This is a genomic window from Paenibacillus glucanolyticus NBRC 15330 (assembly GCF_004000885.1).
In the GTDB taxonomy this organism is placed as follows: domain Bacteria; phylum Bacillota; class Bacilli; order Paenibacillales; family Paenibacillaceae; genus Paenibacillus_AQ; species Paenibacillus_AQ glucanolyticus.
The window spans coordinates 43,880-70,380 of sequence record NZ_BIMC01000011.1 but is presented as its reverse complement, the minus strand read 5'-3'; the positions used below and the strand labels follow the sequence as shown (position 1 = coordinate 70,380).

Below are 26,501 nucleotides of genomic sequence, written 5' to 3'. Positions count from 1 at the left end.
ATTCCACTAAAAAACGGCTTCGCCGCCCCTGCAACAAGGGATCGGCGAAGCCGTTTTTCGGGAGAATCAGGCGTTTCTTCGAGACAGCGCCGAGGACATCAGCATCAGCCAGCCCACGATGAAGGATACGCCGCCAATCGGCGTGATGGCCCCAAGCCACTTTATACCTGATATACTTAACACATAGAGACTGCCGGAGAAGATGATGGTGCCTGCAATGAATAAAGCTCCCGCCCAGAACAGCTTGCGGGATTCGCCCAGTACCTTTGCCAGAATACCTGTAATCAGGACCGCAAGTCCATGCATCATATGATATTGGACTCCCGTCTCATAAATGGCAAGCTCGTCTGCCGTAATCATGCCTTCTAACATATGGGCACCGAAAGCACCGATGGCCACAGACAGCGCCATCAGGATCGAGCCCCATGCGATGAATGTTCGACTCAAGCCGTTTCAACCCCTTCTGTCAACGGACACACCGTGTCCTTATGTAATCATGTTAAGTTTAACGGATTCGCCACAGCTTTTCCACCTGCATGAAAGCGCTCTGGACTTGATTTCAGGGCCATTTTGTGAAAGATTAATAAGGATGTCTTTTTTTATGAATAAGCCGCATGGACTATTAAAGAATGTATCCCAAGTTAGGAGCGATTAAGTACATGGATCAGCAAACACCTTCCTCCCCATCCGAGGACCAAGCTTCACCCCAGAAACCTAAAACCACATTTATCCCCCCTGAGGACAGAAAGCACTCCCGATTCGGCATAGCATCCTTCATACTGTCTATCGTTACGCTGCTCGGTTATATTTTGCTCGGCGCACTCGGCACAACGATGATTGAACCTTATATGACGGAAAATGGCCCGATCCTGGAGCCGACGCAGGAAACGATGGAAGCGATGACGACGCTTGCCGCTGTGTTCATCCTTGTGATGATCGTAAATATCGTCGGACTGGTGCTCGGCGTTGTAGGCTGCTTCTCCAAAACGCGCAAGCGTGCGGTTGCCGTCATTGCAACCATCGTCAACAGCGTGGTTATCGTCACCATCGGCGCCCTGTTCCTATTTGTACTAAACGGCTAAGCATTATCATGGTGGGACACTTGCCTGATCATTTTCAGGTGAAGTGTCCTTTTTCATGGCAAACACGGATTCACACTCACATATCGCTCTTTCTCCCGAATATAATGAAATACTACAGCCAAAACGACGGCAACAGTGTCAAGGCTACACTTGGGAGGTGACTGTCCGTGCAAAATGAAGATGCCCTTTCGTTTGTCGTATCCCGTGAAGACTGGTCGCTGCACCGCAAAGGCTATCAGGATCAGGTACGTCATCAGCATAAAATTCGCGAAGTGATCAAGCGCAACCTGCCTGACCTTATTACCGAAGAAAACATTATCCTCTCCGACGGGAAACAGATCATTAAGGTTCCGATCCGAAGCCTTGACGAATACCGTTTCATCTATAACTATCAGAAGCAAAAGCATGTCGGCCAAGGCGATGGCGACAGTCAGGTTGGTGACGTCCTCGGCCGAGACCCTTCGTCGGCCCAGCCCGGAAAGGGAGAATCCGCGGGCGATCAGGCAGGCCAGGACATCGTGGAGACCGAGGTCAGTCTGGAAGAATTGGAGAACATGCTGTTTGAGGAGCTGGAACTTCCGCTGCTTCAGCCCAAGGATAAAGAGCAGATCGAGACGCAGTCCATCGTGTTCAACGACATCCGCAAAAAAGGCATCATGTCCAACATTGACAAGAAACGCACCATTCTGGAGAATTTGCGACGCAATGCCAGAGACGGCAATCCCGGCATCCACGGCATCAGCCCGGACGATCTTCGTTACAAGACCTGGGACGATACCGTCATTCCGGAATCGAGCGCGGTCATTATTGCGATGATGGATACTTCAGGGTCCATGGGCTCTTTTGAAAAATACTGCGCACGCAGCTTTTTCTTCTGGATGACCCGTTTCCTTCGCAAACAGTACGAAAAGGTTGAAATTGTGTTTATCGCCCACCATACCGAAGCGAAGGAAGTAACCGAGGAGGAATTCTTCACACGCGGTGAAAGCGGCGGAACCATATGTTCATCCGCTTATCAGAAAGCGCTGGATATTATCAATCACCGTTATCCCCCTTCCCAATACAACATTTATCCATTCCATTTCTCGGATGGCGATAATCTCACTTCCGACAATGAACGCTGCGTCAAACTCATCGGCGAGCTGCTGAAGGTAAGCAATATGTTCGGTTACGGCGAGGTCAATCAATACAACCGCAGCAGCACGCTGATGTCGGCCTATAAGAATATCAAGCTGGACCAATTCATGTACCATGTGATCAAAGACAAAGGGGAAGTGTACGACGCACTGAAAACCTTTTTTCGCAAACGTGAAGGAGCCGCTATATAATCCGTACGCAAAAAAGAATGAAGGAAGATGTGAGCTGATTCATCATCTTGACGTTAGGGGAGGCAGGGACCTCCTCTTTCTTATGGTCTGAAGCGATACGGCTAACAGGCTGTTATCGAAGAGTGCACATACCAAGCACAATAGCTTGTAATTTCAAATGAAAAATCTGTCTTATTATTGACATCACAATGTAGCCGTAGGTTCATTTTTTTGTCACCTTCTGTTTTTCTGGGGATGCTAGTATTTAACTATGACATCAAGTTGCAGGATATTACAGGTTTCGATACAGGTCTCCTTAATATGAAATATCCTCCTATAAAGGAAAGGGAAGGTTTACCATGTTCCAAATGACACATCGACTATTCAGCACCCAGACGTTTGAGAATATGTCCTACATATTATCGCAGCGGCTGTTGCAGGGCGGCATCAGTGCAGATCCTTCGAAAGGAGTGATCTCCAGTGCCGATATCGGATAAACCACATTCGCGTTACATGCCTGGTCTGGATGGGCTAAGAGCCCTCGCCTTGATCGGGGTTATGGGATACCACTGGAATTTTGGTTTTGCAGGCGGTGGTTTTCTCGGGGTCAGCTTATTCTTTGTACTATCCGGTTATCTCATAACCGATATTCTGGCATCCCAATGGCATCATCAACGGCGGATCGACCTGAAGGATTTCTGGATACGAAGGTTCCGGCGCCTTCTGCCGGCCATGCTGCTCATGCTGTTCATCCTGGTCGTATGGGTTACACTGTTCGACCGATCCCGGCTGCTCACTCTTCGGGGCGAAGTACTGGGAGCCGTTACGTACATAAGCAACTGGCAGTTTATTTATCAGCAGCAATCCTATTTCGAATCATTTGGCCCGCCGTCTCCACTAGGGCATTTCTGGTCGCTGGCCGTGGAAGAGCAGTTCTACTTGCTGTGGCCGCTCATCATGCTGGCGGGACTCAAGCTGTTCCCCCGCAGAGGACAGCTGTTCAGCTTTATCGCCGCCGGAGCAGCAGCCTCGGCTCTGGTCATGGCGCTCATCTACCAGCCGGGAGAAGATCCCAGCCGAGTCTACTATGGAACGGATACCCGGGCGTTCGGTCTGCTGATCGGAGCAGGGCTGGCCATCGTATGGCCCAGCTGGAAGTTATCCCTTCAAGTATCCACTGCCGTCCGGCGCAGACTTAACCTGACAGGTGCTGCAGCATTGCTCATCATCCTCTTCATGATGTGGCAGGTGGACCGGTACGATCCGTTCCTGTATCGCGGAGGCATGTTCCTCTTCTCTATGGCTGCTGCCGTACTCGTTGCGGTACTCGCCCATCCCGCGGCATCAATCAGTCGCTTGTTAAGCTGGAAACCGCTGTTATGGGTAGGCGTACGTTCCTATGGCATCTATTTGTGGCATTACCCTGTGATGATACTCACCTCGCCTGCTTCCGGTTCAGGAGATCTGAGCCTGCCACAGGTTGTATTGCAGATTACGGCAAGTGTCATACTGGCAGCACTATCCTGGAAGTATGTAGAAGAGCCGATACGACACGGCGGTTTGAAGAAGTTATGGCTTAAGGTCCGTTCCGTTCGCCGCCGTCCGGCTTCGATATCGTTAAAAGGCTGGATCGTGTCGCTAAGCTCGCTTATCTTAATTGGCATTTTCTGTACCGGCATGATGAGCAGCGTATCCGATGCAAGAACAGTTGGCGATATCGCCGCAATGCTGAACATCGAGAACCCGGTTCTGGAAGAACCCGAGCCGTCTCAAACAGAGGAGCCCTCCCCAGACGTTCCTCCGCAAGGACAGCAGCGAAATCCGGTAGGAACGAGTGGAAACATTACTCCGCCTGCGGACGTGTCTTCGATGCAGCCTGAAGCGACGAGGGAGCCAAGCTCCGGGGATGACACGAAGAAGGATTCCCTCCCGGATACAGAAGCCGTTCCAGGGAATAACGATTCAATCGTGAATGAAGATTCGGGCAATGCACTTCCAGCCGGAGATGGCACCGCGAGCCATCAGACAAACAAAGTGGATGGGAGCTCAGAGACAACGGATTCCGGCAACAATGATAAGACTGGTAAGGAAATAAAGTCTGAAAATCCTCCTCAACCCAAGGATTCTTCAGGCGGTTCTGCTGATGGCAAGGACCCTAACCATACCAAGCCGGTGAATAAGGATCCGCAAGCTCGGCCATCGTCTAAATCCACAATCACGGCCATCGGAGATTCGGTCATGCTCGGTGTCTCCCCTTATCTGGAGAAATCACTGCCCGGCATTCATATCGATGCGGTGATTGGACGCCAAATGCGCCAGGCTGATGATCTTGTCCCAGCATTGAAAGCTCAAAACCGTATCGATGGCGGCATCATCATTATCGGACTGGGTACCAACGGAGCTTTCTCGAAAAAAGACCTCGATTCGCTTCTGCGCCCGCTGGATTCCGCTAAGCAAATTGTACTTGTCAATACACGGGTTCCTCGTGATTGGGAACAGAACGTAAACGACATGCTGGCAAAAGCGGCTGCCGAGAACCCGAAGGTTACACTCGTGGATTGGTACTCGGCGAGCAAAGATCATCCTGAATATTTCCGATCCGACAGCGTTCACCTGGAACCGGAAGGTGCCGCTGCCTACACCTCGATGCTGCTTCAATCTATCAAGAAATAAGCATTATCCGATTCTTGCCATATTCCATTCTTACTAATGTCGACCGGCTCTCATAATTTTATGGGACAGGTCGACTTTTTACTTATATACGTAATGGCAAGCAGCAATATGATATAATTCGATTACCTTATCTCATTATTTCCCATAGAAGGCGGTGTCCTGATATATGAACAATATCGTGACGATGAAATGGCTGCTGGCCAGACTCTACGAATCGGATCTGGTCATCGTAGACTGCCGTTTTGCTCTTGGCAAGCCGGAAAGCGGCCAGGCCAGTTACGAGGAGTCGCATATCCCGCGTGCGGTTTATCTCGATCTGGAGAAGGACCTCTCCTCCCCCATTACGGAACATGGCGGACGCCATCCGCTGCCAGACTTGGATACATTGGCAAAGCGTCTTGGCCAATCCGGTATTCTTCAAGGCAGCCGTGTCGTCATCTATGATGACCAGGGCGGGGCCATGGCCAGCCGTTTATGGTGGCTGCTGAAATATACGGGGCACGAACAAGCCTATGTAATGGCCGAAGGCTATTCAGCCTGGAAGAGTGCTTCTTATCCGGTTACGGATGAACAGCCGATTGTCATTCCCGTTACATACGAAATGAAGCTGCAGCCCCATAAACTCGTCAGCGTACATGACGTACGCGAGGCTTCTCAACAGGGTATCAGCATGCTTCTGGATTCCCGCGAGCCGCGCAGATATGCCGGATTGGAGGAGCCCTTGGATGCCAAGGCCGGACATATTCCGGGTGCAAAGAACTACTTCTGGAAGGGTGTTCTGGAGCCTTCCGGACATTGGAAGGCTCCAGGAGCACTTCGTGAGCACTTCTCGGACATTCCGCAAGATGCCGAGATCATTGTATACTGCGGCTCCGGCGTAACTGCCTGCCCCAACGTGCTTGCTCTGGAGGAAGCCGGTTACGGCCATGTGAAGCTGTATGCCGGCAGCTGGAGCGACTGGATCAGTTACGAGGACAACCCGGTTGCGACGGGAGACGAGTAAAGTGCAAGAACCCGTTAGTCGGCGGGTTCTTTTTTTATATGATCGCTCTTGTTAACTATCTTTCATGAATCTATGTATCGCTGAAACGACAACTCGTGCTAAAGTACTTTCAAAGAGAAACTATCGTAAAACACGGGCTTTGACTTAAAAAACGCCCTGCTTATCGCAGTGAATAACGGATTTTAGCAAACGGAGGACTCGATTGTGGCCAATATATTAGTCGTTGAAGATGAAAAATCAATAAACGATTTAATTACAATGAATTTAAAGCTGGTAGGACATCATTTCTGTAAATCTTACAACGGAACAGACGTCATTCAATTTCTTAAACAGGAGAAATTTGATCTGATTCTCCTAGACATAATGCTGCCTGGTATGGATGGTTTTGAACTAATGCAACATATACGAGCATATAACATACCGGTTATTTTTCTTACAGCGAAGGAATCCTTGTCCGACCGCATCACCGGATTTGAACTTGGAGCTGAGGATTATATCATCAAACCATTTGAAATTTTAGAGCTTCTTGCCCGCATAAATGTCGTGCTTCGCCGTGCGAAGCCATCCGATGACCTCTTTGTCTTAGGTGAAGCAGAAGTCAAATTGCTGGAACGGCAAGTATTAAAAGACGACCAACCTGTAGAACTGACTGCACGAGAATTCGATCTACTTGAGGTATTAATCCGTAATCGCAATATTGCGTTATCCAGAGAGAAACTGCTGGAACTTGTCTGGGGTTATGATTTCCTCGGTGAAACCCGCACGGTAGACGTCCATATTAGACAGCTGCGTAAAAAGCTAGGATGGGAAGAACGGATCGTCACTATCTTTAAGCTGGGCTATAGGCTGAATGCGGAGGTATAGAACCCATTGAAATTCTGGCTGAAGACACTACTCGTGGTATTAGTTCTTTTCGTTGTGGCACTTGATATCAGTGTTGTCATGATTATGAATAAAAGCTGGTCTCTTAATACAGAGCGAGAAATCCAAAGAGCCTCAAGTGAACAAGCGCTCATTGCTAATAACATCTATGAGAATTTAACGTCGATCATGTCACGAGGATCGAGTGTAGACGATGAAATCCTGCACAATGTTACCTATTCTTATGCCAAAAATTATTTACAACAGGGTGTTACCTTACAGCTCTGGAATCAAGAACAGCTATTATATCCAAAAGATATGAACCATCTAATAAAACCCGACATTCCATTCGAACAAATTGAAGAACAAGGAATTCATTATATACAATTCTCTCATAAACTTCCTCCCCCTTATGATCATCTACTGCTTGTTTACACACGAGATATTGAGGAATTGTATGACAATCAGCGAGAGCTGAATCGTTTTTTTGTAACTATCAACTTTACGATCAGCCCTGCGCTTATGATTCTCCTGTTTCTATTCATCAGGCAATTGACTAAACCACTTAGGTTATTATCGAAGACAACCAAACATATTGCCGAAGGCGATTATTCAGAACGGGTCCTGTTATACAACAAGGATGAGTTCGGCGAATTGTCGCAGAATTTCAACCGCATGGCTGAAGCGATAGAACAGCGTATGCATGAGTTGTCAGAAATGGCAGAAGAAAAACAACGAATCGTTGATAATCTTGCACACGAATTGCGAACACCACTTACAAGTATGCAAGGCTTCGCAGAATACTTGAGATCCGCTAACATTGGGGAAGAAGAACGCGGCACCGCCACCCACTATATATGGACCGAAACCATGCGATTAAAAAGCCTGGCCTTTAAGCTGCTAGACCTTTCGGTTGTCGGTCGTAAACCGCTGGAACTGCAACGAATCCCTGTTGAAGAGTTATTCAATTCTGTCCAACAGACTGAAATGAAAAACATGAGGGATTCTCGAATCAAGCTTATTGTCCATCGGGATATCGATTATGTATATGGGGACTTTGATTTACTCGCCACTTTCCTAGTAAACTGCCTTGAGAATTCAATTCATGCTTCCGTTGAAGGAGGCGAAATTAGGCTAATGGCTTATGAACTTGACGAAGAAGCCGTTCTGGAAGTACGCGATTTCGGTATTGGAATGACTGCACAGCAGGTGGCACGGGCTTTTGAACCCTTTTACCGAGCTGACAGTGCCCGTTCCAGAGAACATGGAGGGGCAGGGCTCGGCTTATCCTTGTGCCGTCAAATTGCCGAAGCACACGATGCTCGTCTATCACTGCAGTCCAAGCAGCATTCAGGAACGAGTGTCCATCTTATTTTACAACTCCATAACAACTCCAGTACGACTCCATAATAACGCTATATTAAAGTAAACCAAGACAAAAGCTTATTAAATGGAGGGTATATCAATGAAAAACAAGAAGAAATTATTCACGATGGCAGCAACAGTATTTGTTATTTCGGGGGGACTTCTAGCATTAAATGCAGTCATGGTTCCAAGTGTCGTAAATCAAACAGTTGTAGCACAAAAGGCGTCCTTGCAACAGAACATTTCGACCGTAAGCTCCGTTAGCAGCACGGTGCCTGTTATGAAAATTGAAGCCACAGCTCCTGTATCAACAGTTGAGAGCTATCTAGAGCAGACCATAACAGATGAAGAAATACAATTAATTAATAACTATTTCGATGAAAATAAGAAAGAAACCACCGAGCTAAGCAGAGAGCTTACAGAAGAGGAAAGTAACCGTCTTCTAAAGCTGGGCGATCAATATGTATATGATGGACTGCGACCAACGAGCCCACTACCCTTAGAGCCAGGACCTTATGATTTTTATCTCGATATGGACAAAGACATCTTCTTCTACCCCAAGAGACCTATGACAGATCAAGAGCTGCTGCAACATATCGACTGGTACTACCGGATCAACTATGTATTATCCAAACGAGTTGATCCCGAACAACAGGAAATCACCGACATCAAAGAGTCAGAAGCTGTCAAATTTGCAGCAGCAAGTGTAAAGAAAATATTTGACGTCGATGTTTCCAAGCTGGAGGTCTCTGCCTCTTTGCATACCTTATATTCCGAACAACAGAAAACATGGAGTATTCTCTTTCAGCCTTATAAAGCAGATACTTTACGAGCCAATGGACAAGCCTATTTAACTTATATTGTCATCCTGGATTCAACAACAGGTACGGTGATAGATACAACGGTTACTGATTTATCATACAAAAGAACACCTATTAGTTCCTCAGCAAGTCTAAAAATAAGCAAGGATGCAAGCTGGGTAGTAGCAGCTAGGCAGATTGTGACTAAGAAGCTTGGCGAAACCCGAGCAATCAAGAGCGCAAAATATGTGAAGAATCCAGTTAACGATAAACGTGGAATGGTTAACATTCTAATTACATTGGAAGATGGCAGCACTTATGATGCAGAGCTTCGTTATCCTGAAAAAACACTACGATGCCTGTTGTATAATCCTGCTCCCTCCATTACACCATAACCTCTCAAGTATTAGGCTGGTTCCTCATAGATTGAATTCAACACAACAAAAAAGAGTGTGCAGAAATTGCACACTCTTTATCTATTTTTCCAGTAAGCCAACACGTCATATCATTCGCGAGCGTGCTCATCGTCGACGACGGAAAGCACCGCATCAACTATCTATCCTGTTTGGAGAGCCAATCCGCCAATTCTTCTGTTTGAGCAAGAACGGCAAGCGGATCATAATACCAGGAGCGTTCTTCAGGCCAGACGTACATCTGTCCCTTATTGACTGCCGGGAGGCTGCCCCAGATCGGATCTGCTTTATAATCCTCCATCGTACGCGAATTGGAAGTCATAATAATATAATCACCCGCATATTTACTCACCATTTCAGCCGTTAACTCAGCCCACTGCTTCTCTAATATTTCCTCGGCCACCCCGCTCGGAGGTTTCCTTCCCAAAGCCTGATAGACAGCCTGACCGCCACGCCCAAAATTATCACCGTATACCCAGGTTGACTTCTCGCCGTCCTCCATAATACTGAAGGTGGCGTCAGTGGGAATTGCTGCATCGACTTTAGCCTTGGCGGCCGCAATGCGCCGGTCATATTCCTCCAGCCAGGTTTTAGCTTCTTCTTCCTTACCAAACAGTTCGCCGAAATAAGTCAACTCTTCGTGGGCGTTTTTTAAATCCCCATACGGAATGACGATAGTAGGTGCAATTTTACTGAGCTGTTCATACGTTTTTTCAGCATTGCCGGTGATGATGAGATCCGGATTCAATGCCACGATCTTCTCGACTGACGGCTTTCCGTAATCCCCAATATCCTCGATTCCTTCCAAAGATTCTTTAAAGTAGTAGTTCTTGATGGTTAATCCTGGCGCTCCGACCGGAATCACATCAAGCGCAATGAGACTTCCCAAGTATTCTTCAGCAACAATTCGCTGCGGATGCACCGGAACTTCAATGTCTCCATGGACAGTGGAGATCGTTTTCACTTTGGAATCTCCCTCCGAATTCGTCTCAACCGCTTTCGACGGATCCGACGCTGCAGTCTGTACTGTCTCCGTGTTGCTATTGCCGTTACCCGTATCTGCTGCTCCACACGCACTGATCATAAGTGCCGTTATAAGGACCATGACAATCAATGTAAGCCTTCGTCTGCTCAAATATTCTGAAAAAAGCAATTTGAATCCCCCTTATTTATCGATAACGATAATCATTCTCAAATAAACTTTACCCCCTGTCCCTTCAAATGGCTATGCCTTATAATGATGTCCATTCATGCAAATTTGTGATGTCGTCTCAGCACCTTCATCAATTCGTGCAGCTGTGCTTCCGAAGAGATGGGATCATACCCGAAGAATAATTCCGGCTGATTCAGCACATAGACTTGATTGCGCCGGACTGCATCCAAATTCATCCATTCCTCCGAACGAAACAATACATTGACACGTTCCTGACCAGATGGATCACTTGGGAGTGACGTGATAAAAATATGATCTGCTGCATAAGAAGCGATCTCTCCAATATCGACTTCGACAAACCCATCACGAAACAAACCCTCCTCTATCAGCCGTTCAGGTGGACGGAATCCGATATCATCATATAAAATCTGACTGCCTCTGCCGAAGCTGCCGCTAATGCAATAGGCCGTGTCCGAGCATATTTCCCAGACAACGGCGGTGCCCCGCTCACCAAGCACATGGTTCAGCTCACCATTCACACGATCGGCAAGTTCGTCATAACGGGACAGCCAATCCTCTGCTGCCGTTTGTTTGTTCATCGTGCAAGCAATGAAACGAAACTGTTCACGCCAGCTCATCGTCTTGAATGGCAGCTCCAGAACAGGGGCCAAAGAGAGCATCCTCTTATTCTCAGCAGCAGAATTGTAGCTAATAATCAAATCGGGACTGGATGAAGCCACTGCTTCATAGTATCCATCAGTGGCAAGCGTATCGGGATCGAAATAACGTCCTGTACTCAAGTTCCTGTTATATTGAGTCTGCAGCAGCCAGGGAGTATACACACCAAGCTCTGGAATAATGCCAAGTGCCAACAACGATGCGGTATGGTTAAGATTTAACGCCGTGATACGTTTAGTCTTGCGTTTGTATACCGTAGGCGATACACCGACGGATTCTTTGAATTTACGGCTTAAGTACAAGCCCTCCTTATACCCTACCTCCTGCGCCAGAGCATTCAGATCCTGCGATCCGGTCAATACTCGTTCCTGCGCTTTGCGAATTCGAAGCAGCGTCAGGTAAGTATTAAAGGTACGTCCGGTATGCTTGCGGAACATGCGTGAGAAATGCTCAGGACTGACACCCGACAGAGCAGTCATATGCTCACGTGTTACATCTTGATGGTAGTTCTTATCTATATACTCAAGAGCTTGCTCTACCCAAGGTTGTTTTGTTGATGAAGAAGCCCTGATTTCCATCTCCGCATGGATCTCCTGCAGCAGTTTAATAAACAGAAGCTGCATGTGAAAGGGCTCATCTGAGTTCTGGCCTCTCCACAAGCTCTCAAACTCTCCGGCCAATCGCAGAGTCTCGGGCGAGATGGCATGAAACGGCGCAGAGCAATCAAGACCATAAGATGTGCTGCCACTTATAGGTAAACACCGGTATTCTATATAAATCCCCCGCAACGGGGTAACTCTGTTCGATTCCAGCCTTAAATCCGGAATGGTGCTGCCAGAGACAAATACGCTTCCCCTGGAAACCGGGAATGAACGATCATCCTGGTGCAGCATACCGGCTCCGTCCTGAATAATCAGTACTATGTAATCCGCCTCCTGACTGTCCCCGATGGTGCTTGGAATCCCTTTCTCCAATCCGATTAAACGAATGGGGATATGAAAAGAGTACATGGAACAGGTGGCCTTTGGAGTTAACATGGAATCCTCCCCTTGATTATGATAATCATTATCAATTAAGTATAACAGATGAGCTGTCTCATCTGTTAGGATAAATCCATTCTCAGCAGCTATGCATTTTTATGAACTGACAAAGCAAAGTCCGTTCAAAAACCTTCAACTTATATGACGGCTTTCATCATCAACTACAGTCTAAAACGACCATAAGCCTGGTACTTGCATATATGTGCTACGCTTGAATTAAGAATCACTCATTCCACTAAAAAGGAAGTGTGTACACAATGATACTGAATCATCTTAATCTCACGGTAACTGATGTAACCGCAGCCAAGGAATTTCTGCAAACTTATTTCGGACTCAAAATCGGCGGTGAGCGCGGTCAGTCATTTGCAGCGTTGTTTGACGATGAAGGGATGGTGCTGACCTTAATGCGGGGGACCGAGGTGAACTATCCCAAGACTTTTCATATCGGCTTTATACAGGAAAGCGAAGAGAAGGTAAATGAAATCCATCAACGTCTGAGGGAGGATGGGTATGATGTCCCTCCTCCCCAAAGGGCCCACGGCTGGACTTTCTATGTCAAGGCTCCGGGAGGCTTTACAGTAGAAGTACTTGCATAATTGTCATGCCGCATGAGGTAACGGCTGGGTTAGCTTCCTACCATAAGAAGCCTGCGCACTGCGCGCGGGCTTTATGGTATGTCGGCCTGTTACAGAACATGCAAAAAACCGTGCATGGCACGGTTCTTCTCATGAATACGTGTTCTTCTCTTGCTTCAAGAAGCAAGCTCTTACAAGTGAGAGCCTCCGCTTGCATCGATGCTCTGACCCGTGATCCAGCGGCTCTCCGAAGAAGCCAGAAATGCTGCGATATCTGCGATATCGCCAGGCTCTCCCCACCTTCCGAAGACCGAATAGTCGGCGCCGAATTGAAACGAAGCAGGATCCTGAAGCATCGGGGCATTCATGTCCGTGTTAATGAATCCGGGTTGAATCGCATTGACCGTAATCCCACGGGAGCCAAGCTGGCTTGACAAGGAGAGCGTCAACGCATTGATGGCCCCCTTCGTCATGGTGTACGCCGGAATATTGGGCAAGGAAATCCGGGTTACGGCAGACGATAGATTAATAATGCGCCCGTCGTCCCGAAGGCGTGGAAGGGCTTGCTGAGTCAGGAAGAACGGTGCCTTCACATTGACTCGCATGATATCGTCAAAGCTCTCTTCTCTTGTCTCCTCGATTGTTGCCATCAAGCCGACTCCTGCGTTATTGACCAGAATATCGAAACGCGTATCATCGGTCCGTGCTCTCAACATCTCATCCAGCGTTTTGTACAGCTTGCTTACTCCATCCCTGTCGCCAAGATCTGCCCCAATCAGAAAAGCGTCGCCTCCGCCCTGTGTTATCTCCCGTACGACCTCTTCCGCCGTATCGCGGTTCTTGCCATAGTGAACAGCTACCAAGGCCCCTTCCTTTGCTAGACGCATGGCTACGGCGCGCCCAATTCCTCGACTGGAACCCGTAACCAGGGCTATCTTCCCATTCAATGCAGTCATGATCTCATCATCTCCTCTTCTTCTTTCACTTTCAGTTTTATCACAGGGTCCGTTTCGAAATGTTGCTCACCTATTCGGACATTCCTTTTCTGAAAATTAAAAATCATTTACATTCCATGTAATGCTCTTTATAATGAGAATATCAAAAGAGCTGCGCAACCTATGTTTGCATAAAGCGATTAAAGGATGATTTTTTCCTTTAATCGCTTTTTTTGTGAGCTTGTTGAAAGTCATGGAGGTAGGTACGTATGAAAAAAAGAGCATTTGATATGATCATGCTGCTCATCGGGGCATTTATTTTTGCGCTGGCCGTCAATTTATTTGTGATTCCCAACGATTTTGGCGAAGGCGGCGTTACCGGGGTATCCATCATTCTGTATTACGTGCTGCAATGGTCCCCGGCACTGGTCGGCATCGTTATTAACGGGATTTTACTCATTATCGGCTACAGGCTGCTGGATAGAAGAACAACGGTGTATACCATTATTGCGGTTGCCTTTAACTCCATCTTCCTGCATCTGACAGAGAACTGGCGTATCGCTTCGAATGAGCCGGTGATCAACGCCATCTTCGCCGGACTGTTTGCCGGCGTCGGAATCGGACTCATCGTCCGGGTGGGCGGCACAACGGCAGGCACGGTCATACTCGCACGTCTGGCCAACAAATATTGGGATTGGAATATCAGCTACGCCCTGCTGTTCTTCGACCTGATCGTGGCTGGACTGTCCGTCTTTGTTATCGGTATCGAGAAGGTGATGTTCACGGTGGTGATCCTCTATATCGGGACCAAAGCCATGGAGTTTATTATCGAGGGGCTGAATCCCAAAAAAGCCGTTACCATCATCTCAACCCATCATGATCGCATCGCCATACGGGTGACGGAGATCATGGATCGCGGGGTAACCGTATTGCGGGGTTACGGATACTACACCGGTCAAACGAAAGATGTGCTCTACATCGTCATTAGCAAACAAGAAGTATCCATGCTCAAAAAAATCGTGCGCGCAGAGGACAAAAACGCCTTTGTCACGATCCACGATGTACGCGATGTGTTTGGCGAAGGATTCATTGATATATCCAAATAAAACGCACTTATTCTTATTGTAATAACAAAATAGATCGAAACTCAGCACGCGGACTGGGTTCGATCTTTTTTTTGTGTAAATGTTCGGCTATATTTAACCAGCTTATATCGGAGACATATATCTTCCGTACTCCAATCCGAGATCCGTTATCGCATCATCCGACACAGACAGCAGAGATACATTCTCTCCTTCCGCCCCCATCCATTGGACTCCGACCACGAGACCGTTAGCAGACTCTGCTGCAAAAAGAAAGGAGAACATCTCCGGCCGTATCTCTCCTTGATCGTTCACTCTCCATGTGGAATCCGAATCATATTTCGCCGGATAATCATAATACAGCCATACCCCCGCATGTTTCAGCGCCAGGCTTGCCAGCATATCGTCACCTTGTCTGGCAATTGGACCAGGTATACGGTTTCCCTATCTGTAAGCTGAGCAAGCGGCCATGCCTGGTCTACCTTCCTTCCCTTGACGTCCTCTATCTCCTTCCGCTCCTGTTGGCCGGCCTGCTTCGGATCTGCTGGCTGGATGACCAGAAGCGTCTCCGCCGGAAGATGGCTCCTTCAGCTCCTGTAATAATATTCCATTACTTCCATTACCCTAAACGTAAAACACACCCAAAAAATTTAACTGCGCGACCGGTTTCGTTGTGTATTTCCATGACAAATTCAGCTTATTATTTGCATTTTAACTACACGAAACACGGCGAAACTGCCAGCGAATTAACACCTAATGACAGGTTTATAGAAATATTTAATGAGTTCGTAAAAAACATTTTATTGGTAATGCGAGCCAAGATTCTATAAAATTCTTTTTAACTTAAAAATGCAGAGTGCAAACTTTTAATGTTTTAGTACAAATTGTCCAAGACAGGCCCCTCTTTCTGCAGAACAGACGATTTTTCACGCAATACTACTTTAACGATTTGAAGGAGTGCATCGCAAAAGTGAATACGAATATTTCTGTATCCTCACCCCTTACTGCCGCGCAAGATTATGTGGAATCCATCTATAACCAGGTTGTAGCGCGAGATCCGCATGAGTCCGAATTTCATCAAGCCGTCCGGGAATTTGTGGATTCCCTCGTCCCTGTGTTAGCCCAGCATCCGAAGTATCGTGAGCTTGGTATCTTGGAGCGCCTTGTCGAGCCGGAGCGTATGATCACCTTCCGCGTTCCTTGGATGGACGACCAAGGCAGAACTCAAGTGAACCGCGGGTTCCGCGTCCAGTTTAACAGCGCACTGGGTCCGTTCAAAGGCGGCATCCGGTTCCATCCGTCGGTTTATGCCGGCATTGTCAAATTCCTTGGTTTTGAGCAAATCTTTAAAAACTCGCTCACGGGCCAGCCGATCGGCGGCGGCAAGGGTGGTTCGGATTTCGATCCGAAAGGCAAGTCCGATCAGGAAGTGATGCGTTTTACCCAGAGCTTCATGACCGAGCTGTACCGCCATATCGGACCTGATTCCGATGTGCCTGCTGGGGATATCGGTGTCGGTGCTCGCGAGATCGGTTATATGTTCGGTCAATACAAGCGTATCCGTGGAGGACATGAAGCCGGAGTGCTGACAGGCAAAGGCGTCATATATGGCGGAAGCCTGGCTCGGACGGAAGCAACCGGTTATGGCTGCGTTTACTTCGTACAGGAAATGCTGGCTGCGCAAGGCCTTGATTTCAAAGACCGCCGCGTCGTGGTTTCCGGTTCGGGCAACGTCTCCATTTACGCCATCGAGAAAGCGCAGCAGCTCGGCGCGCATGTCATTGCTTGCAGTGATTCCAACGGATACCTGCATGATCCGGACGGAATCAACCTTGAAACCGTCAAGCTGCTGAAGGAGCGGGATCGCCTGCGGATCAGCGAATACGTCAAGATCCACCCGCATGCCGAATATACCGAAGGCTGCTCGGGAATCTGGAACCTTCCATGCGATATCGCACTTCCTTGTGCCACGCAGAATGAGCTCGACGCCGACGCTGCCAAAACACTCATCGCAAACGGAGTGAAGGCTATCGGCGAAGGAGCCAATATGCCTTCAACATTGGAGGCCATGGAGCTGTTCATTAGCAGCGGCGTGTTGTTTGGACCGGCTAAAGCCGCCAATGCAGGCGGAGTTGCCGTATCCGCTCTGGAGATGAGCCAAAACAGCATGAGAATGTCATGGACCTTTGAAGAGGTGGATGCGAAGCTCCATCAGATTATGAAAAACATCTACAGCAGTGCCGTAGATGCTGCTGAAGAGTATGGTGTGGCCGGCAATCTTGTGGCTGGCGCCAACATCGCTGGTTTCATCAAAGTGGCCGATGCCATGATCGCCCAAGGTATCGTATAATATCCAGAAAAAAAGAAGCCCTGCCGCATATGCGGCAGGGCTTCTTACAGCTTACAGCAGCTCGCTGCGGAGCTCTTCGGCTGATTTTGGCGACAGGTATCCGAGCGGGATATCAAATACCGTCTTGGCGCCTTGCTGTCCCTCTCTGCTCAAGCGAATGGCCGCTCTTGCATAAGACACGAGCACGCTCGCCGTAAATTCAGGGTTGCTGTCGAGTTTCAGCCCGAATTCAACAATTTGTTTGCTTCCGTTTCCGGTGATCCCGCTGCGGATGACAAATCCGCCGTGAGGCATCCCGGCATGCTCAGCCTCAAGCTCTTCTTGCGTAATAAAGGTAACGGTTGTATCGTAATCCGCAAAATAGTTAGGCATCGACACAATGGTTTGGCGGATTTGTTCTTGGTCCGCTCCTTCTTCCGCTACAACAAAGCAATCTCTCCGATGCTTCTCGCGAGTAGATAGCTCCGGCGTTTCTCCGAAACGGATCTGGTCGATAACCTCTTCTACCGGAACCGTGTATTGAACGCCCGCTTTCACTCCGGGTACTCGACGGATCGCATCCGAGTGGCCTTGGCTTACGCCCTTGCCCCAGAACGTGTAGTCTTTTCCTTCAGGCAGAATCGCTTCGGCGAGGAGACGGTTCATGGAGAACAGCCCCGGATCCCAGCCTGTCGAGATCACGCTCACATGACCTCCGCCCATCGCTGCTTTGTTAACTTCCTGGAAAAACTCAGGGATTTTCGCGTGTGTGTCAAAGCTGTCTACCGTATTGAACATACTGGCAAGCTGTGGAGTTTGCTCAGGCAAATCCGTAGCCGAACCGCCACAGAGGATCATGACATCAATCTTGCCGATATATTGCTCTGCCGCTGATATATGCTCGAAGCGTGCACCGGAATTTGCCGGCATTTGCTGCGGGTCTCTGCGCGTGAAGATAGCCACCAGCTCCAGATCCGGATTCTGTCCGATCGCTTTCTGTACCCCTTTACCCAAGTTACCATAACCTACGATTCCTACTTTAATAGATGCGTTCAATGTTTATCCTCCCTTTGCCAGACCATACTTCCATTGGCATGATGTTTATGTACTGCTTTAAAGTATAAGTATATAGACATCACAACAAATGTAAACTATTTTATGTTGAGAGGAAATCCTTTCTATCTGTTTCGTTCATATTTTATCCACAATAATCTTACCTGTCGTCTTGTGAAACGTTGCCCCGGTATTCTGACTTCGTTCTTGCTATTTCAACACGAAGCACCCATAATTTTGCAGCCATAAGAGGATTTATGGAAGCTTAAGAGAAGTAAATATTAAGATCACACGAGAAAAGGAGACATGTTATCATGCAAAAAATAAAGGCGTTATCCATAACTCTTGCTTGTGCTTTATCGCTCTTTGCATCTTCTCTCGTTCCAGCACCAGCATCAGCAGATGCCAATGCCGCCTCCGCCAAGAAATGGATCCAAATATCCGCACGGACATCTTATTACGGTGAGACAGCCAATGGCCAGCCCCACGGGCGAGGCACTATCAAATGGGGTGAAGACAAACAGTATTCCGGCGATTTCGTAAACGGAAAACGCACGGGCACCGGTAAATACATGAACCAATACCAAGCAGATGATGAAGAACATAAAGTGGTGTACAACGGCTCCTGGACGGACGATAAGATGGATGGCGAAGGCCTCCAGACACACAAAGTCACGCTCCCCGACGGGACCGTCAGATGGAACCAGCTCCAGAAGGGGACATTCAAGGCAGGCGTATTCCAAAGCGGCTACGATGTCATTCATGCCGTAGCGGACCCGGATTACAGCTTCACTTACAAGAATGGCAAGGAATTGCTGACGATTATGGGAAGCAACCAAAACATGAAAAAAGCCTGGGCAGCTGCCTCCATGTTCAGTGTCCAATACAAAAACGGCTCCGTCAACAAATCCTATTCGATCTTTCCGGCCAGCACGGCTGCAGAACAACGTCAAAATGATGCCGCAAAAAAATATTTAAAGAGCATACAAAACAAAATAAATCCTCATCTGTTGCAATTTGAGGCATTGTCCAAGCAGGTCCCGTTAAAATAACCCGGATTCAAACAAACCCAAAAAAGAACCCCCATCTTGCAAAAAACAAGAGTCGGGGTTCTTTTGAATGTTTGGCGGGTTCTTTCATTGAACTCCGTCGATGTTATGAAGCAGGTCGATCGAGTACATAACGAAGCGTATAGTAATCCGGCTTCTCAATGACTACGTTATAGCCCAATAACTCGGCGGTTTGCAGAAGGGGAACCATGGTCTTCCCGCCCGCAACATAAGGAGCATGTCGAAGTGTAACCTCGCTTTTGGCCACTCCATTCTTCCTGTCCTCTTTGCTTCTGGACTCCCATGCCTGTGTTGAATCCACCTTCAGCTCGACTACGGGACCTCGACCTGATAATGTCACGATGCCTGCATCATACGCAGCCGATATCCCCAGCGCTTCAACCGCTTCCTTCACAGGCACCATCAATTCCGTCTCGTCCGGCATCTTCCGGCTTGTAAAAGAGATCGGCTCCCCATTCCCGTCTATCAAGACCTCGACATTTCTGGCTTCCTTCCCCGTAATAAGCACGGTGTCGACCTGTCTGGATAGCCGTTCCGTGAATGCCTCAACATTATCCGGCGTCACCTTATAGCGGACATCCCCTTCACTGATTGCCCAAGTTATACGGGAGTTTATGTCCTGTGAATGATGCGACAGATCCTTGAATAACGAGAAATCGTAGGTCCAGTCCGCTTCAGCCTGGAAGTCATATACCTGCGTGTTGCGATAGCGGTTGAACTGCTGGAACATCCAGGTCTTCATTTCCAACTGGTTACTGTAACGGGCCGGGTTTGAATCCTGCCAAAGCTTCTGCCGCAGAATGCTGTATGGCGGAGAATAAACGATAAATTCAACTTCGGGATATGCCTCGACCAAAGACAAGACATACGTGTTGAAATGATGCTGCACCTCTTCGAGCGGCTCTTCATTCACGCCAAAATAATGTTCCGTGTTTCTTGCGCGATCGTAGGCATTCATCACCTGATCACTTCCATAGGACGCTTCATCGTTCCAGTTATACAGATATTCGATATTTTGGGGTGTTCCACCCAGGAGCGACTTGGCAATCCCTCTTGCAAAGCTTTCATAAGCGGAGTAATTGAACCAATACTTGTAATCGTTCCACCAGATGTCATCATAAAGGTAATCAGGAAAATTAGCATCTGTGCCCTCATCCGGATTCTTGAGTGCAAAATAGTCCAGTCCCCACAGGACTCTCTTCACCTTCCCAGTCTCAAGCGCCAGCGATGCAATCTTAAACTGCTCATCCGCTGTTGATCCTCGCATGGACAGCTTGAGAGCTTGACCTCCCAGAGCCTCCCCCACCTCAGAAGGCAGGAAATTCTCCGTCATGGATGTACCCAGAATAATCGTATCATAGGGATAATTGCGGGCCAGACCAGGGTTCTGGTATCGCTGCTCGCCGGTGAATACAGGAGAATACCAGGTTGCCTTGCGGTAGAACTGAAAAGGGTCCAACACAAATGTCATACAACTGATCAGCAGCGCAGCTGCGATGGAAACGAGAGCAAACTGAATCAGCATCCTTTTTCCGGCTCTCCGAGAAGCTCGCGCAGGTTGGAGATCTGCCATAGCATGCCTCTTGGATGGCGCCGACTTCGCGGCTGTTGATGTGGATGGCATGTTCATTAGCCGCCCTTCCTAAAAATTAAAATACAAAAATTCGCTAATGCGAGTAATGTACATCAAAGAGATCACAAACAGTACCGCACATACTACTGCCTGTCTGAAGTTCGGCCGGAAGGATACGGACAGCTCCGAGGAATTCCGACAGAAGAACACGATCGGGGCGATGAGGATCATGATCGCGACCGGCTCTAACAGGGCAGTGTCCAAATTCAGATGAATACCCGATAGACCGCTCATTCCCTTCATTAGCCGCATGGCATCAGCCCAGCTTTCCGCTCGGAAAAAGACCCAGGTCACCGTTATAAAAACGAAGGTGATCGCCCAAGCGAGCACACGGGGCATCGTAATGCCCAGCTTCCCCCATAACCGTTGAATGACCTGTCCGACACCGTGCAGGAGGCCCCAGAACAGAAACGTCCAGCCTGCGCCATGCCACAGTCCGCCGATCAGGAAGGTCAGCACCAGATTCCGCAGCATGATCGCTTCACCACGGCGGTTGCCTCCCAGCGGAATATAAATGTAGTCCCGTAAAAATCGGCTCAGTGTCATATGCCAGCGCCGCCAGAAGTCTTGAATATTCACCGCCTTATAAGGTGAGTTGAAATTCTGCGGCAGCCGGATATTGAACAGAAGCGCAGCACCGATAGCCATGTCGGTATAACCGCTGAAGTCAAAATAAAGCTGGAACGTATAAGATAGCGCAGCTACCCAGGAATCAACGAAGCCCGAAGCAGTATCAAAACCTGTATTGGCATAAACCGCCAGCGTATCCGCGATAACTACCTTCTTAAACAAACCGATGCAGAATATAAAAATGCCGTTTGCGGCGTTCCCCCAATCCCACAGCTTGCCCCGAACCCGATCAAACTGCGGCATCATCTCGCCATGATGCAGGATCGGACCCGCGATCAGATGCGGATAGAAAGTCACGAACAGCACATAATTGACCAGATTGTATTCACGAGCCTTCCCCTTGTACGCATCCACCAGATAGGCGATTTGGGTGAAGGTAAAAAAGCTGATTCCGAGTGGCAGCACCAGATTGAGGAGGGGCACTTCCCACCCTGTCGCTGCTCCAATATTAACGATGAAGAAATCAGCGTATTTGTAATAGATTAACAGCAATACATTCCCTGATATGCCGGCGATTAATATGCCTTTTGCACCGCGCCGGGAAGCGGTTTGATCTAGGGAATGAGCTTGACGTGCCTGGAGCAGCCGTCCCACGGCATAATTGAAAGCAATGGAGCCGAGAAGAAGAGGTAAATAACTGATATTCCACCAGCTGTAGAAGAATAGCGAGGATAATGCCAGCCAGCATTTAGCGGCCAATCCATAACGAAGCCGGTTCAGCATAAAATAAACAAGCACCGTAATCGGCAGAAACACAAAAATAAAAGGATAAGAATTAAACAACATGCCTGAACAGGCACCTCCGACTTCCTGACTTCACATTTCGCTTCGGTTTATGTCGTTTTTAGACGACGATTTCTCAATAGTATCATATATTTTACATCTGAGAAATAATTTTCTTGCAAGTGCTTTCTATGATTTATATCGAACAATTTCCATATAAACTGAAGTATAACTGAAGTATTTAACCCAAGAAATTTAGGAATCGGCAGGTGCCCCAAGCATTATCGGAGAACTTGATATAAGTCGAACTGATTACCGTATAAATCCTCAAAACCTACGCCTCTGCCACCTGGAACAGGCTTCGGTTCTCCGTGGAATACGACGCCTCTTGCTTTCAAATCCTGATAATCTTGGTCGATATCATTCGATGCAAACATGATAAGAACTTGATCGGCTGCTTGTTTACCTATAAGTTCCTCTCGTTCTGGCGTATCCGCTTCAGTTAACTCCAGAACCAACTCATTGTGCTTCTGGGGTGCAACGGTCAGGTAGCGCCAACCCGGTGCAAACTCCTCCTCTGCTACAACATGAAACCCCAGCTTCTCCGTATAGTAGGCTTTGGCTTCGTCAAGATCTCTCACGAAAATAGTAACTTGAATAGCAGACGTAATCATCGTTTTCTCCTCCCTTATCTAGGTGCAGTCCTGATTGGCTTCACCTCATCAATCACAATACAGTTTAGCAAAAGGCCTCATGCTATCTTTCTTATGCATTGCTAGATTTAAGGAGTTACAGAGAGGACCTTTGAAAGCCTCCTAGTATATAAGCGATAGAATCTTCTAATGAATGCAGCACTACTGTGCTGTCCAGCCGCCATCCACAAGCAGCAAAGTACCTGTAACAAGATCGGACGCCGGTGAGGCCAAATAAATGACGGCTCCCGCCACGTCTCCAATGGTGCCGATCCTTCCTGCCGGAATACGAGCCAATACGCCATCTCGAAAATCCGGCGAGTCCAGACGCTCGGCCGTTCCAGGCGTATGAATGAATGTCGGGCCCACCGCATTGATATTTACACCGCGACTGGACCACTCCAGCGCCAGCACCTTCGTCAACTGATTCACGCCTCCCTTGGAGGCGCAATAAGCTGCACCTTCGGTAATGCCAACGACACTGACCTGTGAGCTGACGTTAATGATTTTGCCATAACCCTGCTCCAGCATGATGCGGCCGGCGGCCTGACAGCAGAAAAATACGCCCTTCAAATTAACATCCATCATTTCATCCCAGTAGTCCTCTGTGATGTCTTCGGTCAGCATCCCCTCTCCCAAGCCAGCGTTATTGACCACGATATCCAGTCTGCCATAATTCTTGGCAACCTGAGCAAAAGCATCACGGATCTGTTCCACGTTCCGGACGTCCAGTTCATAGGCCTTGGCCTGACCTCCCGCTTGGGATATGTCCTCAACTAATCGATCCAGCACCTCCTTGCTCCGTGCCATGACCGCCACCTTAGCCCCTACCGCTGCAAGCGATTGGGCCAAACCATACCCGATTCCTTTGCTTGCGCCGGTTACAATGGCGACCTTACCCTCAATACTGAAATTAGGCTGCATATGTAAAACCTCCATGATTTTTATTCGTATATGTAGTTACATTAAATCATGGCGGTAAAGCCGAGGCAATCTTTACCAGATCATTTGAAGTCCGGCAGGAGGCTGGAACCCTAGAACCGAAAAGGAAATTTACCGAAACGCAATGGAGGAGTCATAGCCTCTCGGCTAGAAATGATGTAAGAGCAGCATCGTTATCGAAGCATGAAGGAAGTATGAGGAAGGAGTTACGATATGAGTGAATGGTTATCCGAAGCACAACAGCAGGCGATTCTTCATGTCGGCTCATCGATGAAACGGGCACAACAGCATGCCATAGACATCATAGAGCGCATTTTAGAACGTAACGGCTTAGGCGCTGTGACAATCCACTCGCTATTAACCTGTATCCGAAAGAATGCCCGAGTCACGTTGAATTTCCATCCTGACCGGGTACTGCCCACCACCAACCGCGCTGTAATAGAAAGCCTTCTGACAGAGGGCCGTTACCATAACCAGTTCATCACAAGCGTGACGAATGGAAGCCGTACCGCCTATCCGGGCGGTGAGCGTGACCGCTGGGAACAGCTTCTGTTTGGCGGAGCCTACCAAGAGCCTGGCGTTCATAATGAGGAGCGGCCCAAATACGGGGCCCTTAATCTCATGAACTATGCGGACGGCGCCTCGCCCCGGTTTGGCTCTTGTTTTTTTGTATTGTCTCCGGCCATATTGAGCCGCTGCACGTTTACTTTCGGGGACAGTCATGCAGGACCTGCATTTACAGGTACCATAAAGCAATGGGACTCCGTTCTTGCAGCCCTTCTGCTTGAAGTCGAGTCCACGGGGTCAGCCCTGGGGGCCCCCCACATGAACATTCCATCTATGGTGGAGCAGCTTGTTCACCTGCCTTCATCCTATACCAGTCACTCCGGACCTGTTGGTCGCAGCCTGGATGATTATATTGAAGCGCAGATTCATGGCGTTATCGATTTGTCCAGCGATGTGGAAGCGCTTGTTGCCGATCCATCTTACCGGAATACCCGAACCGGTCAGCTGTTTCAAGAATTGTGTGAACGATATAACCTTACCCTATCCTGGCATCCCGGGTTCTGCCTTGCTGTACAGGATGTACCCGATGACTTTCGGGGACCCGCCATGCCGCCGCTGGCCCAGAGGATCGACCGGCAATTTGCGGATTCGCAAGGCGTGCTGGACGCCGCTGTTATCGGCAAAGCAGCAGCACAGCTGTATCATCAACCAGACCATTGGAGCGATTGGGGAACCTATGATGAAACCTGTCAGCATCTCAAACAGCTGTGGCACGTGCTCGTAAAGTATGGATATCCGAATCCGAATACTTCAAGCCACTAGGCCGCATTCTGCCCCAGTACAGTTGATCGGTTGATCGTTCGCCTGGAAATAACCAGGCTAGCCGGATCCGTGCAGCAACGGCTAGGCTTATCGATCACAGCTTCTTTATATTGATTATAGAAAGGATGATGACCGGATGGATTGGATTCAGCGAATGAATGAGGCCATAGGCTATATGGAAGCGCACCTGACCGAGGAGATTGATTACGCGGAAGCTGCACGGATTGCATGCTGCTCCGTATACCATTTTCAGCGCATGTTCCCTTACATTACGGATGTTTCGCTATCTGAATACATACGGAGACGACGGCTGACCTTGGCTGCTTACGAGCTGCAGAACAGCGATATCAAAGTCATCAGCCTTGCACTCAAATATGGCTATGAATCGCCGGAGGCGTTCGCGCGCGCGTTCCAGAATATGCATGGCACAACGCCAACGGCAGCTCGCCAAGCCGGTACAAAGCTGAAGGCCTATCCCCGCATCTTCTTTCAATTTTCCATGCGAGGAGCTGCAGAAATGAATTATAGAATTGAGGAAATGAAGGGTTTCTCCATTGTTGGCTTCCAGAAGCAAATTCGAACACAGCAAGCTTATGAAGACGTCCCCCTCCTCTGGAAGGACGCCCATGCGGAAGGAATATTCGATAAGCTGTGGAACTATCGTCAGGATGACCATCCGATTCGGGGGATACTAGGGGTTTGCGCGGACGGCGACTATGGGAAAAACGAAGATTTTGATTACATCATGTCCGTGGTCTCCCAGCACACGCCCCCGGATCCGATGGTGCGGCGGCATGTTCCCGCAGCCACTTGGGCCGTCTTCGAAATGGAGGGCGACCCGAGCGGGATAGCGGATATGTGGAAGCGTCTATATACCGAATGGGTTCCATCCCATGCGTATGATCTCGCACCGATACCTGCTATTGAATGCTACCTTCCACCGGATGAGAACAAGAATGAGTTATGGATTCCTGTCATTAGAAAAACTTAACCAGGGCTCTCCGTCTACCGACCCATAATGCGAAACCAATGAGCAGTATATCCATGCCGATTGGTTCAGCGGACATTCCAGCCATTCCGTCAACAATGATCCAGCCGATAAAAGCCGCAAGCTCTGTGATATCACAAGCTTG

The 26,501-nt window shown here is 48.5% G+C and carries 24 protein-coding genes; 14 read left to right on the top strand and 10 right to left on the bottom strand.

The window, feature by feature from the left end:
- Nucleotides 1-66: 66 nt before the first annotated feature.
- Nucleotides 67-447 carry a DUF423 domain-containing protein gene (locus tag PGL02S_RS16695; RefSeq protein WP_006212086.1) on the bottom strand — a complete coding sequence of 127 codons (381 nt, stop codon included), beginning with the start codon at nt 445-447 and terminating at the stop codon, nt 67-69.
- 212 nt (nt 448-659) lie between these two features.
- Between PGL02S_RS16695 and PGL02S_RS16690 the strand changes: the two genes are divergently transcribed.
- From PGL02S_RS16690 to PGL02S_RS16660, 8 genes are all read left to right on the top strand, one after another.
- Nucleotides 660-1,082, top strand: coding sequence for a hypothetical protein (locus tag PGL02S_RS16690; RefSeq protein ID WP_006212087.1), 423 nt, complete (start codon nt 660-662; stop codon nt 1,080-1,082).
- Nucleotides 1,083-1,249: 167 nt separating this feature from the next.
- The gene (gene yhbH, locus PGL02S_RS16685; protein WP_006212088.1) at nt 1,250-2,410 is read left to right on the top strand and encodes a sporulation protein YhbH; all 1,161 of its coding nucleotides are present in this window, start codon (nt 1,250-1,252) and stop codon (nt 2,408-2,410) included.
- 338 nt (nt 2,411-2,748) lie between these two features.
- Complete coding sequence (locus PGL02S_RS28530) at nt 2,749-2,886, top strand: hypothetical protein (protein WP_006212090.1); 138 nt, start codon at nt 2,749-2,751, stop codon at nt 2,884-2,886.
- Complete coding sequence (locus PGL02S_RS16680) at nt 2,870-5,062, top strand: acyltransferase family protein (RefSeq protein WP_036643381.1); 2,193 nt, start codon at nt 2,870-2,872, stop codon at nt 5,060-5,062. Before PGL02S_RS28530 ends, PGL02S_RS16680 begins: the two co-directional genes overlap by 17 nt.
- 166 nt (nt 5,063-5,228) lie before the next feature.
- Nucleotides 5,229-6,065, top strand: coding sequence for a sulfurtransferase (locus PGL02S_RS16675; RefSeq protein ID WP_036643382.1), 837 nt, complete (start codon nt 5,229-5,231; stop codon nt 6,063-6,065).
- 204 nt (nt 6,066-6,269) lie between these two features.
- Nucleotides 6,270-6,929 (top strand): response regulator transcription factor, encoded by a 660-nt coding sequence (locus PGL02S_RS16670; protein ID WP_036643383.1) that lies wholly within the window; start codon nt 6,270-6,272, stop codon nt 6,927-6,929.
- Nucleotides 6,930-6,935: 6 nt separating this feature from the next.
- Nucleotides 6,936-8,336, top strand: a complete 1,401-nt coding sequence (locus tag PGL02S_RS16665; RefSeq protein WP_006212094.1) for a sensor histidine kinase — start codon at nt 6,936-6,938, stop codon at nt 8,334-8,336.
- Between the two features lie 55 nt (nt 8,337-8,391).
- Nucleotides 8,392-9,486, top strand: coding sequence for a hypothetical protein (locus PGL02S_RS16660; protein WP_036643384.1), 1,095 nt, complete (start codon nt 8,392-8,394; stop codon nt 9,484-9,486).
- Nucleotides 9,487-9,643: 157 nt separating this feature from the next.
- Here the strand turns inward: PGL02S_RS16660 and PGL02S_RS16655 are convergent, their stop codons facing one another.
- Together PGL02S_RS16655 and PGL02S_RS16650 are read right to left on the bottom strand one after the other, a co-directional pair.
- Nucleotides 9,644-10,609, bottom strand: coding sequence for an ABC transporter substrate-binding protein (locus PGL02S_RS16655; protein WP_051449325.1), 966 nt, complete (start codon nt 10,607-10,609; stop codon nt 9,644-9,646).
- A gap of 143 nt (nt 10,610-10,752) precedes the next feature.
- Complete coding sequence (locus PGL02S_RS16650) at nt 10,753-12,345, bottom strand: helix-turn-helix domain-containing protein (RefSeq protein WP_244892299.1); 1,593 nt, start codon at nt 12,343-12,345, stop codon at nt 10,753-10,755.
- 287 nt (nt 12,346-12,632) lie between these two features.
- On the opposite strand from PGL02S_RS16650, the gene PGL02S_RS16645 reads away from it, so the two are divergent.
- On the top strand, nt 12,633-12,971 hold the full coding sequence (locus PGL02S_RS16645) for a VOC family protein (RefSeq protein WP_006212100.1): 339 nt from the start codon (nt 12,633-12,635) through the stop codon (nt 12,969-12,971).
- A 170-nt stretch (nt 12,972-13,141) separates the two neighbouring features.
- On the opposite strand, the gene PGL02S_RS16640 is transcribed toward PGL02S_RS16645, so the two are convergent.
- Nucleotides 13,142-13,906 (bottom strand): SDR family oxidoreductase, encoded by a 765-nt coding sequence (locus tag PGL02S_RS16640; RefSeq protein ID WP_036643387.1) that lies wholly within the window; start codon nt 13,904-13,906, stop codon nt 13,142-13,144.
- A gap of 248 nt (nt 13,907-14,154) precedes the next feature.
- On the opposite strand from PGL02S_RS16640, the gene PGL02S_RS16635 reads away from it, so the two are divergent.
- Nucleotides 14,155-14,991 carry a YitT family protein gene (locus PGL02S_RS16635; RefSeq protein WP_036643388.1) on the top strand — a complete coding sequence of 279 codons (837 nt, stop codon included), beginning with the start codon at nt 14,155-14,157 and terminating at the stop codon, nt 14,989-14,991.
- 102 nt (nt 14,992-15,093) lie between these two features.
- Here PGL02S_RS16635 and PGL02S_RS28845 read toward each other — a convergent pair whose 3' ends face one another.
- Nucleotides 15,094-15,369, bottom strand: a complete 276-nt coding sequence (locus tag PGL02S_RS28845; RefSeq protein WP_228029940.1) for a hypothetical protein — start codon at nt 15,367-15,369, stop codon at nt 15,094-15,096.
- Nucleotides 15,370-15,937: 568 nt separating this feature from the next.
- Between PGL02S_RS28845 and gdhA the strand changes: the two genes are divergently transcribed.
- Nucleotides 15,938-17,317, top strand: a complete 1,380-nt coding sequence (gdhA, locus tag PGL02S_RS16625; RefSeq protein ID WP_036643389.1) for an NADP-specific glutamate dehydrogenase — start codon at nt 15,938-15,940, stop codon at nt 17,315-17,317.
- 51 nt (nt 17,318-17,368) lie between these two features.
- Here gdhA and PGL02S_RS16620 read toward each other — a convergent pair whose 3' ends face one another.
- On the bottom strand, nt 17,369-18,352 hold the full coding sequence (locus tag PGL02S_RS16620) for a diaminopimelate dehydrogenase (protein WP_036643390.1): 984 nt from the start codon (nt 18,350-18,352) through the stop codon (nt 17,369-17,371).
- 311 nt (nt 18,353-18,663) lie between these two features.
- Between PGL02S_RS16620 and PGL02S_RS16615 the strand changes: the two genes are divergently transcribed.
- Nucleotides 18,664-19,401, top strand: a complete 738-nt coding sequence (locus PGL02S_RS16615; RefSeq protein WP_036643391.1) for an MORN repeat-containing protein — start codon at nt 18,664-18,666, stop codon at nt 19,399-19,401.
- A 103-nt stretch (nt 19,402-19,504) separates the two neighbouring features.
- Here the strand turns inward: PGL02S_RS16615 and PGL02S_RS16610 are convergent, their stop codons facing one another.
- From PGL02S_RS16610 to PGL02S_RS16595, 4 genes are all read right to left on the bottom strand, one after another.
- Nucleotides 19,505-21,049 (bottom strand): copper amine oxidase N-terminal domain-containing protein, encoded by a 1,545-nt coding sequence (locus PGL02S_RS16610; RefSeq protein ID WP_081742850.1) that lies wholly within the window; start codon nt 21,047-21,049, stop codon nt 19,505-19,507.
- A 12-nt stretch (nt 21,050-21,061) separates the two neighbouring features.
- Nucleotides 21,062-22,468, bottom strand: coding sequence for an MBOAT family O-acyltransferase (locus PGL02S_RS16605; protein WP_036643393.1), 1,407 nt, complete (start codon nt 22,466-22,468; stop codon nt 21,062-21,064).
- Nucleotides 22,469-22,686: 218 nt separating this feature from the next.
- Entirely contained in the window at nt 22,687-23,079 is a 393-nt protein-coding gene (locus PGL02S_RS16600; protein ID WP_006212107.1) for a VOC family protein, read from the bottom strand.
- Nucleotides 23,080-23,259: 180 nt separating this feature from the next.
- Complete coding sequence (locus PGL02S_RS16595) at nt 23,260-24,021, bottom strand: SDR family NAD(P)-dependent oxidoreductase (protein WP_036643394.1); 762 nt, start codon at nt 24,019-24,021, stop codon at nt 23,260-23,262.
- 231 nt (nt 24,022-24,252) lie between these two features.
- On the opposite strand from PGL02S_RS16595, the gene PGL02S_RS16590 reads away from it, so the two are divergent.
- Nucleotides 24,253-25,368: a DUF3626 domain-containing protein gene (locus PGL02S_RS16590; RefSeq protein WP_036643395.1), complete on the top strand. Its 1,116-nt coding sequence runs from the start codon at nt 24,253-24,255 to the stop codon at nt 25,366-25,368.
- Between the two features lie 136 nt (nt 25,369-25,504).
- Complete coding sequence (locus PGL02S_RS16585) at nt 25,505-26,359, top strand: AraC family transcriptional regulator (protein WP_036643396.1); 855 nt, start codon at nt 25,505-25,507, stop codon at nt 26,357-26,359.
- Nucleotides 26,360-26,501 lie beyond the last annotated feature (142 nt).

Coding starts and splice junctions, on each gene's coding strand:
- PGL02S_RS16690 (WP_006212087.1), top strand. CDS start 660: ATGGATCAGCAAACACCTTCCTCCCCATCCGAGGACCAAGCTTCACCC.
- PGL02S_RS28530 (WP_006212090.1), top strand. CDS start 2,749: ATGTTCCAAATGACACATCGACTATTCAGCACCCAGACGTTTGAGAAT.
- PGL02S_RS16675 (WP_036643382.1), top strand. CDS start 5,229: ATGAACAATATCGTGACGATGAAATGGCTGCTGGCCAGACTCTACGAA.
- PGL02S_RS16660 (WP_036643384.1), top strand. CDS start 8,392: ATGAAAAACAAGAAGAAATTATTCACGATGGCAGCAACAGTATTTGTT.
- PGL02S_RS16655 (WP_051449325.1), bottom strand. CDS start 10,609: ATGGTCCTTATAACGGCACTTATGATCAGTGCGTGTGGAGCAGCAGAT.
- PGL02S_RS16650 (WP_244892299.1), bottom strand. CDS start 12,345: ATGTACTCTTTTCATATCCCCATTCGTTTAATCGGATTGGAGAAAGGG.
- PGL02S_RS16645 (WP_006212100.1), top strand. CDS start 12,633: ATGATACTGAATCATCTTAATCTCACGGTAACTGATGTAACCGCAGCC.
- PGL02S_RS16640 (WP_036643387.1), bottom strand. CDS start 13,906: ATGACTGCATTGAATGGGAAGATAGCCCTGGTTACGGGTTCCAGTCGA.
- PGL02S_RS16635 (WP_036643388.1), top strand. CDS start 14,155: ATGAAAAAAAGAGCATTTGATATGATCATGCTGCTCATCGGGGCATTT.
- PGL02S_RS28845 (WP_228029940.1), bottom strand. CDS start 15,369: ATGCTGGCAAGCCTGGCGCTGAAACATGCGGGGGTATGGCTGTATTAT.
- PGL02S_RS16615 (WP_036643391.1), top strand. CDS start 18,664: ATGCAAAAAATAAAGGCGTTATCCATAACTCTTGCTTGTGCTTTATCG.
- PGL02S_RS16610 (WP_081742850.1), bottom strand. CDS start 21,049: ATGAACATGCCATCCACATCAACAGCCGCGAAGTCGGCGCCATCCAAG.
- PGL02S_RS16605 (WP_036643393.1), bottom strand. CDS start 22,468: ATGTTGTTTAATTCTTATCCTTTTATTTTTGTGTTTCTGCCGATTACG.
- PGL02S_RS16600 (WP_006212107.1), bottom strand. CDS start 23,079: ATGATTACGTCTGCTATTCAAGTTACTATTTTCGTGAGAGATCTTGAC.
- PGL02S_RS16595 (WP_036643394.1), bottom strand. CDS start 24,021: ATGCAGCCTAATTTCAGTATTGAGGGTAAGGTCGCCATTGTAACCGGC.
- PGL02S_RS16590 (WP_036643395.1), top strand. CDS start 24,253: ATGAGTGAATGGTTATCCGAAGCACAACAGCAGGCGATTCTTCATGTC.
- PGL02S_RS16585 (WP_036643396.1), top strand. CDS start 25,505: ATGGATTGGATTCAGCGAATGAATGAGGCCATAGGCTATATGGAAGCG.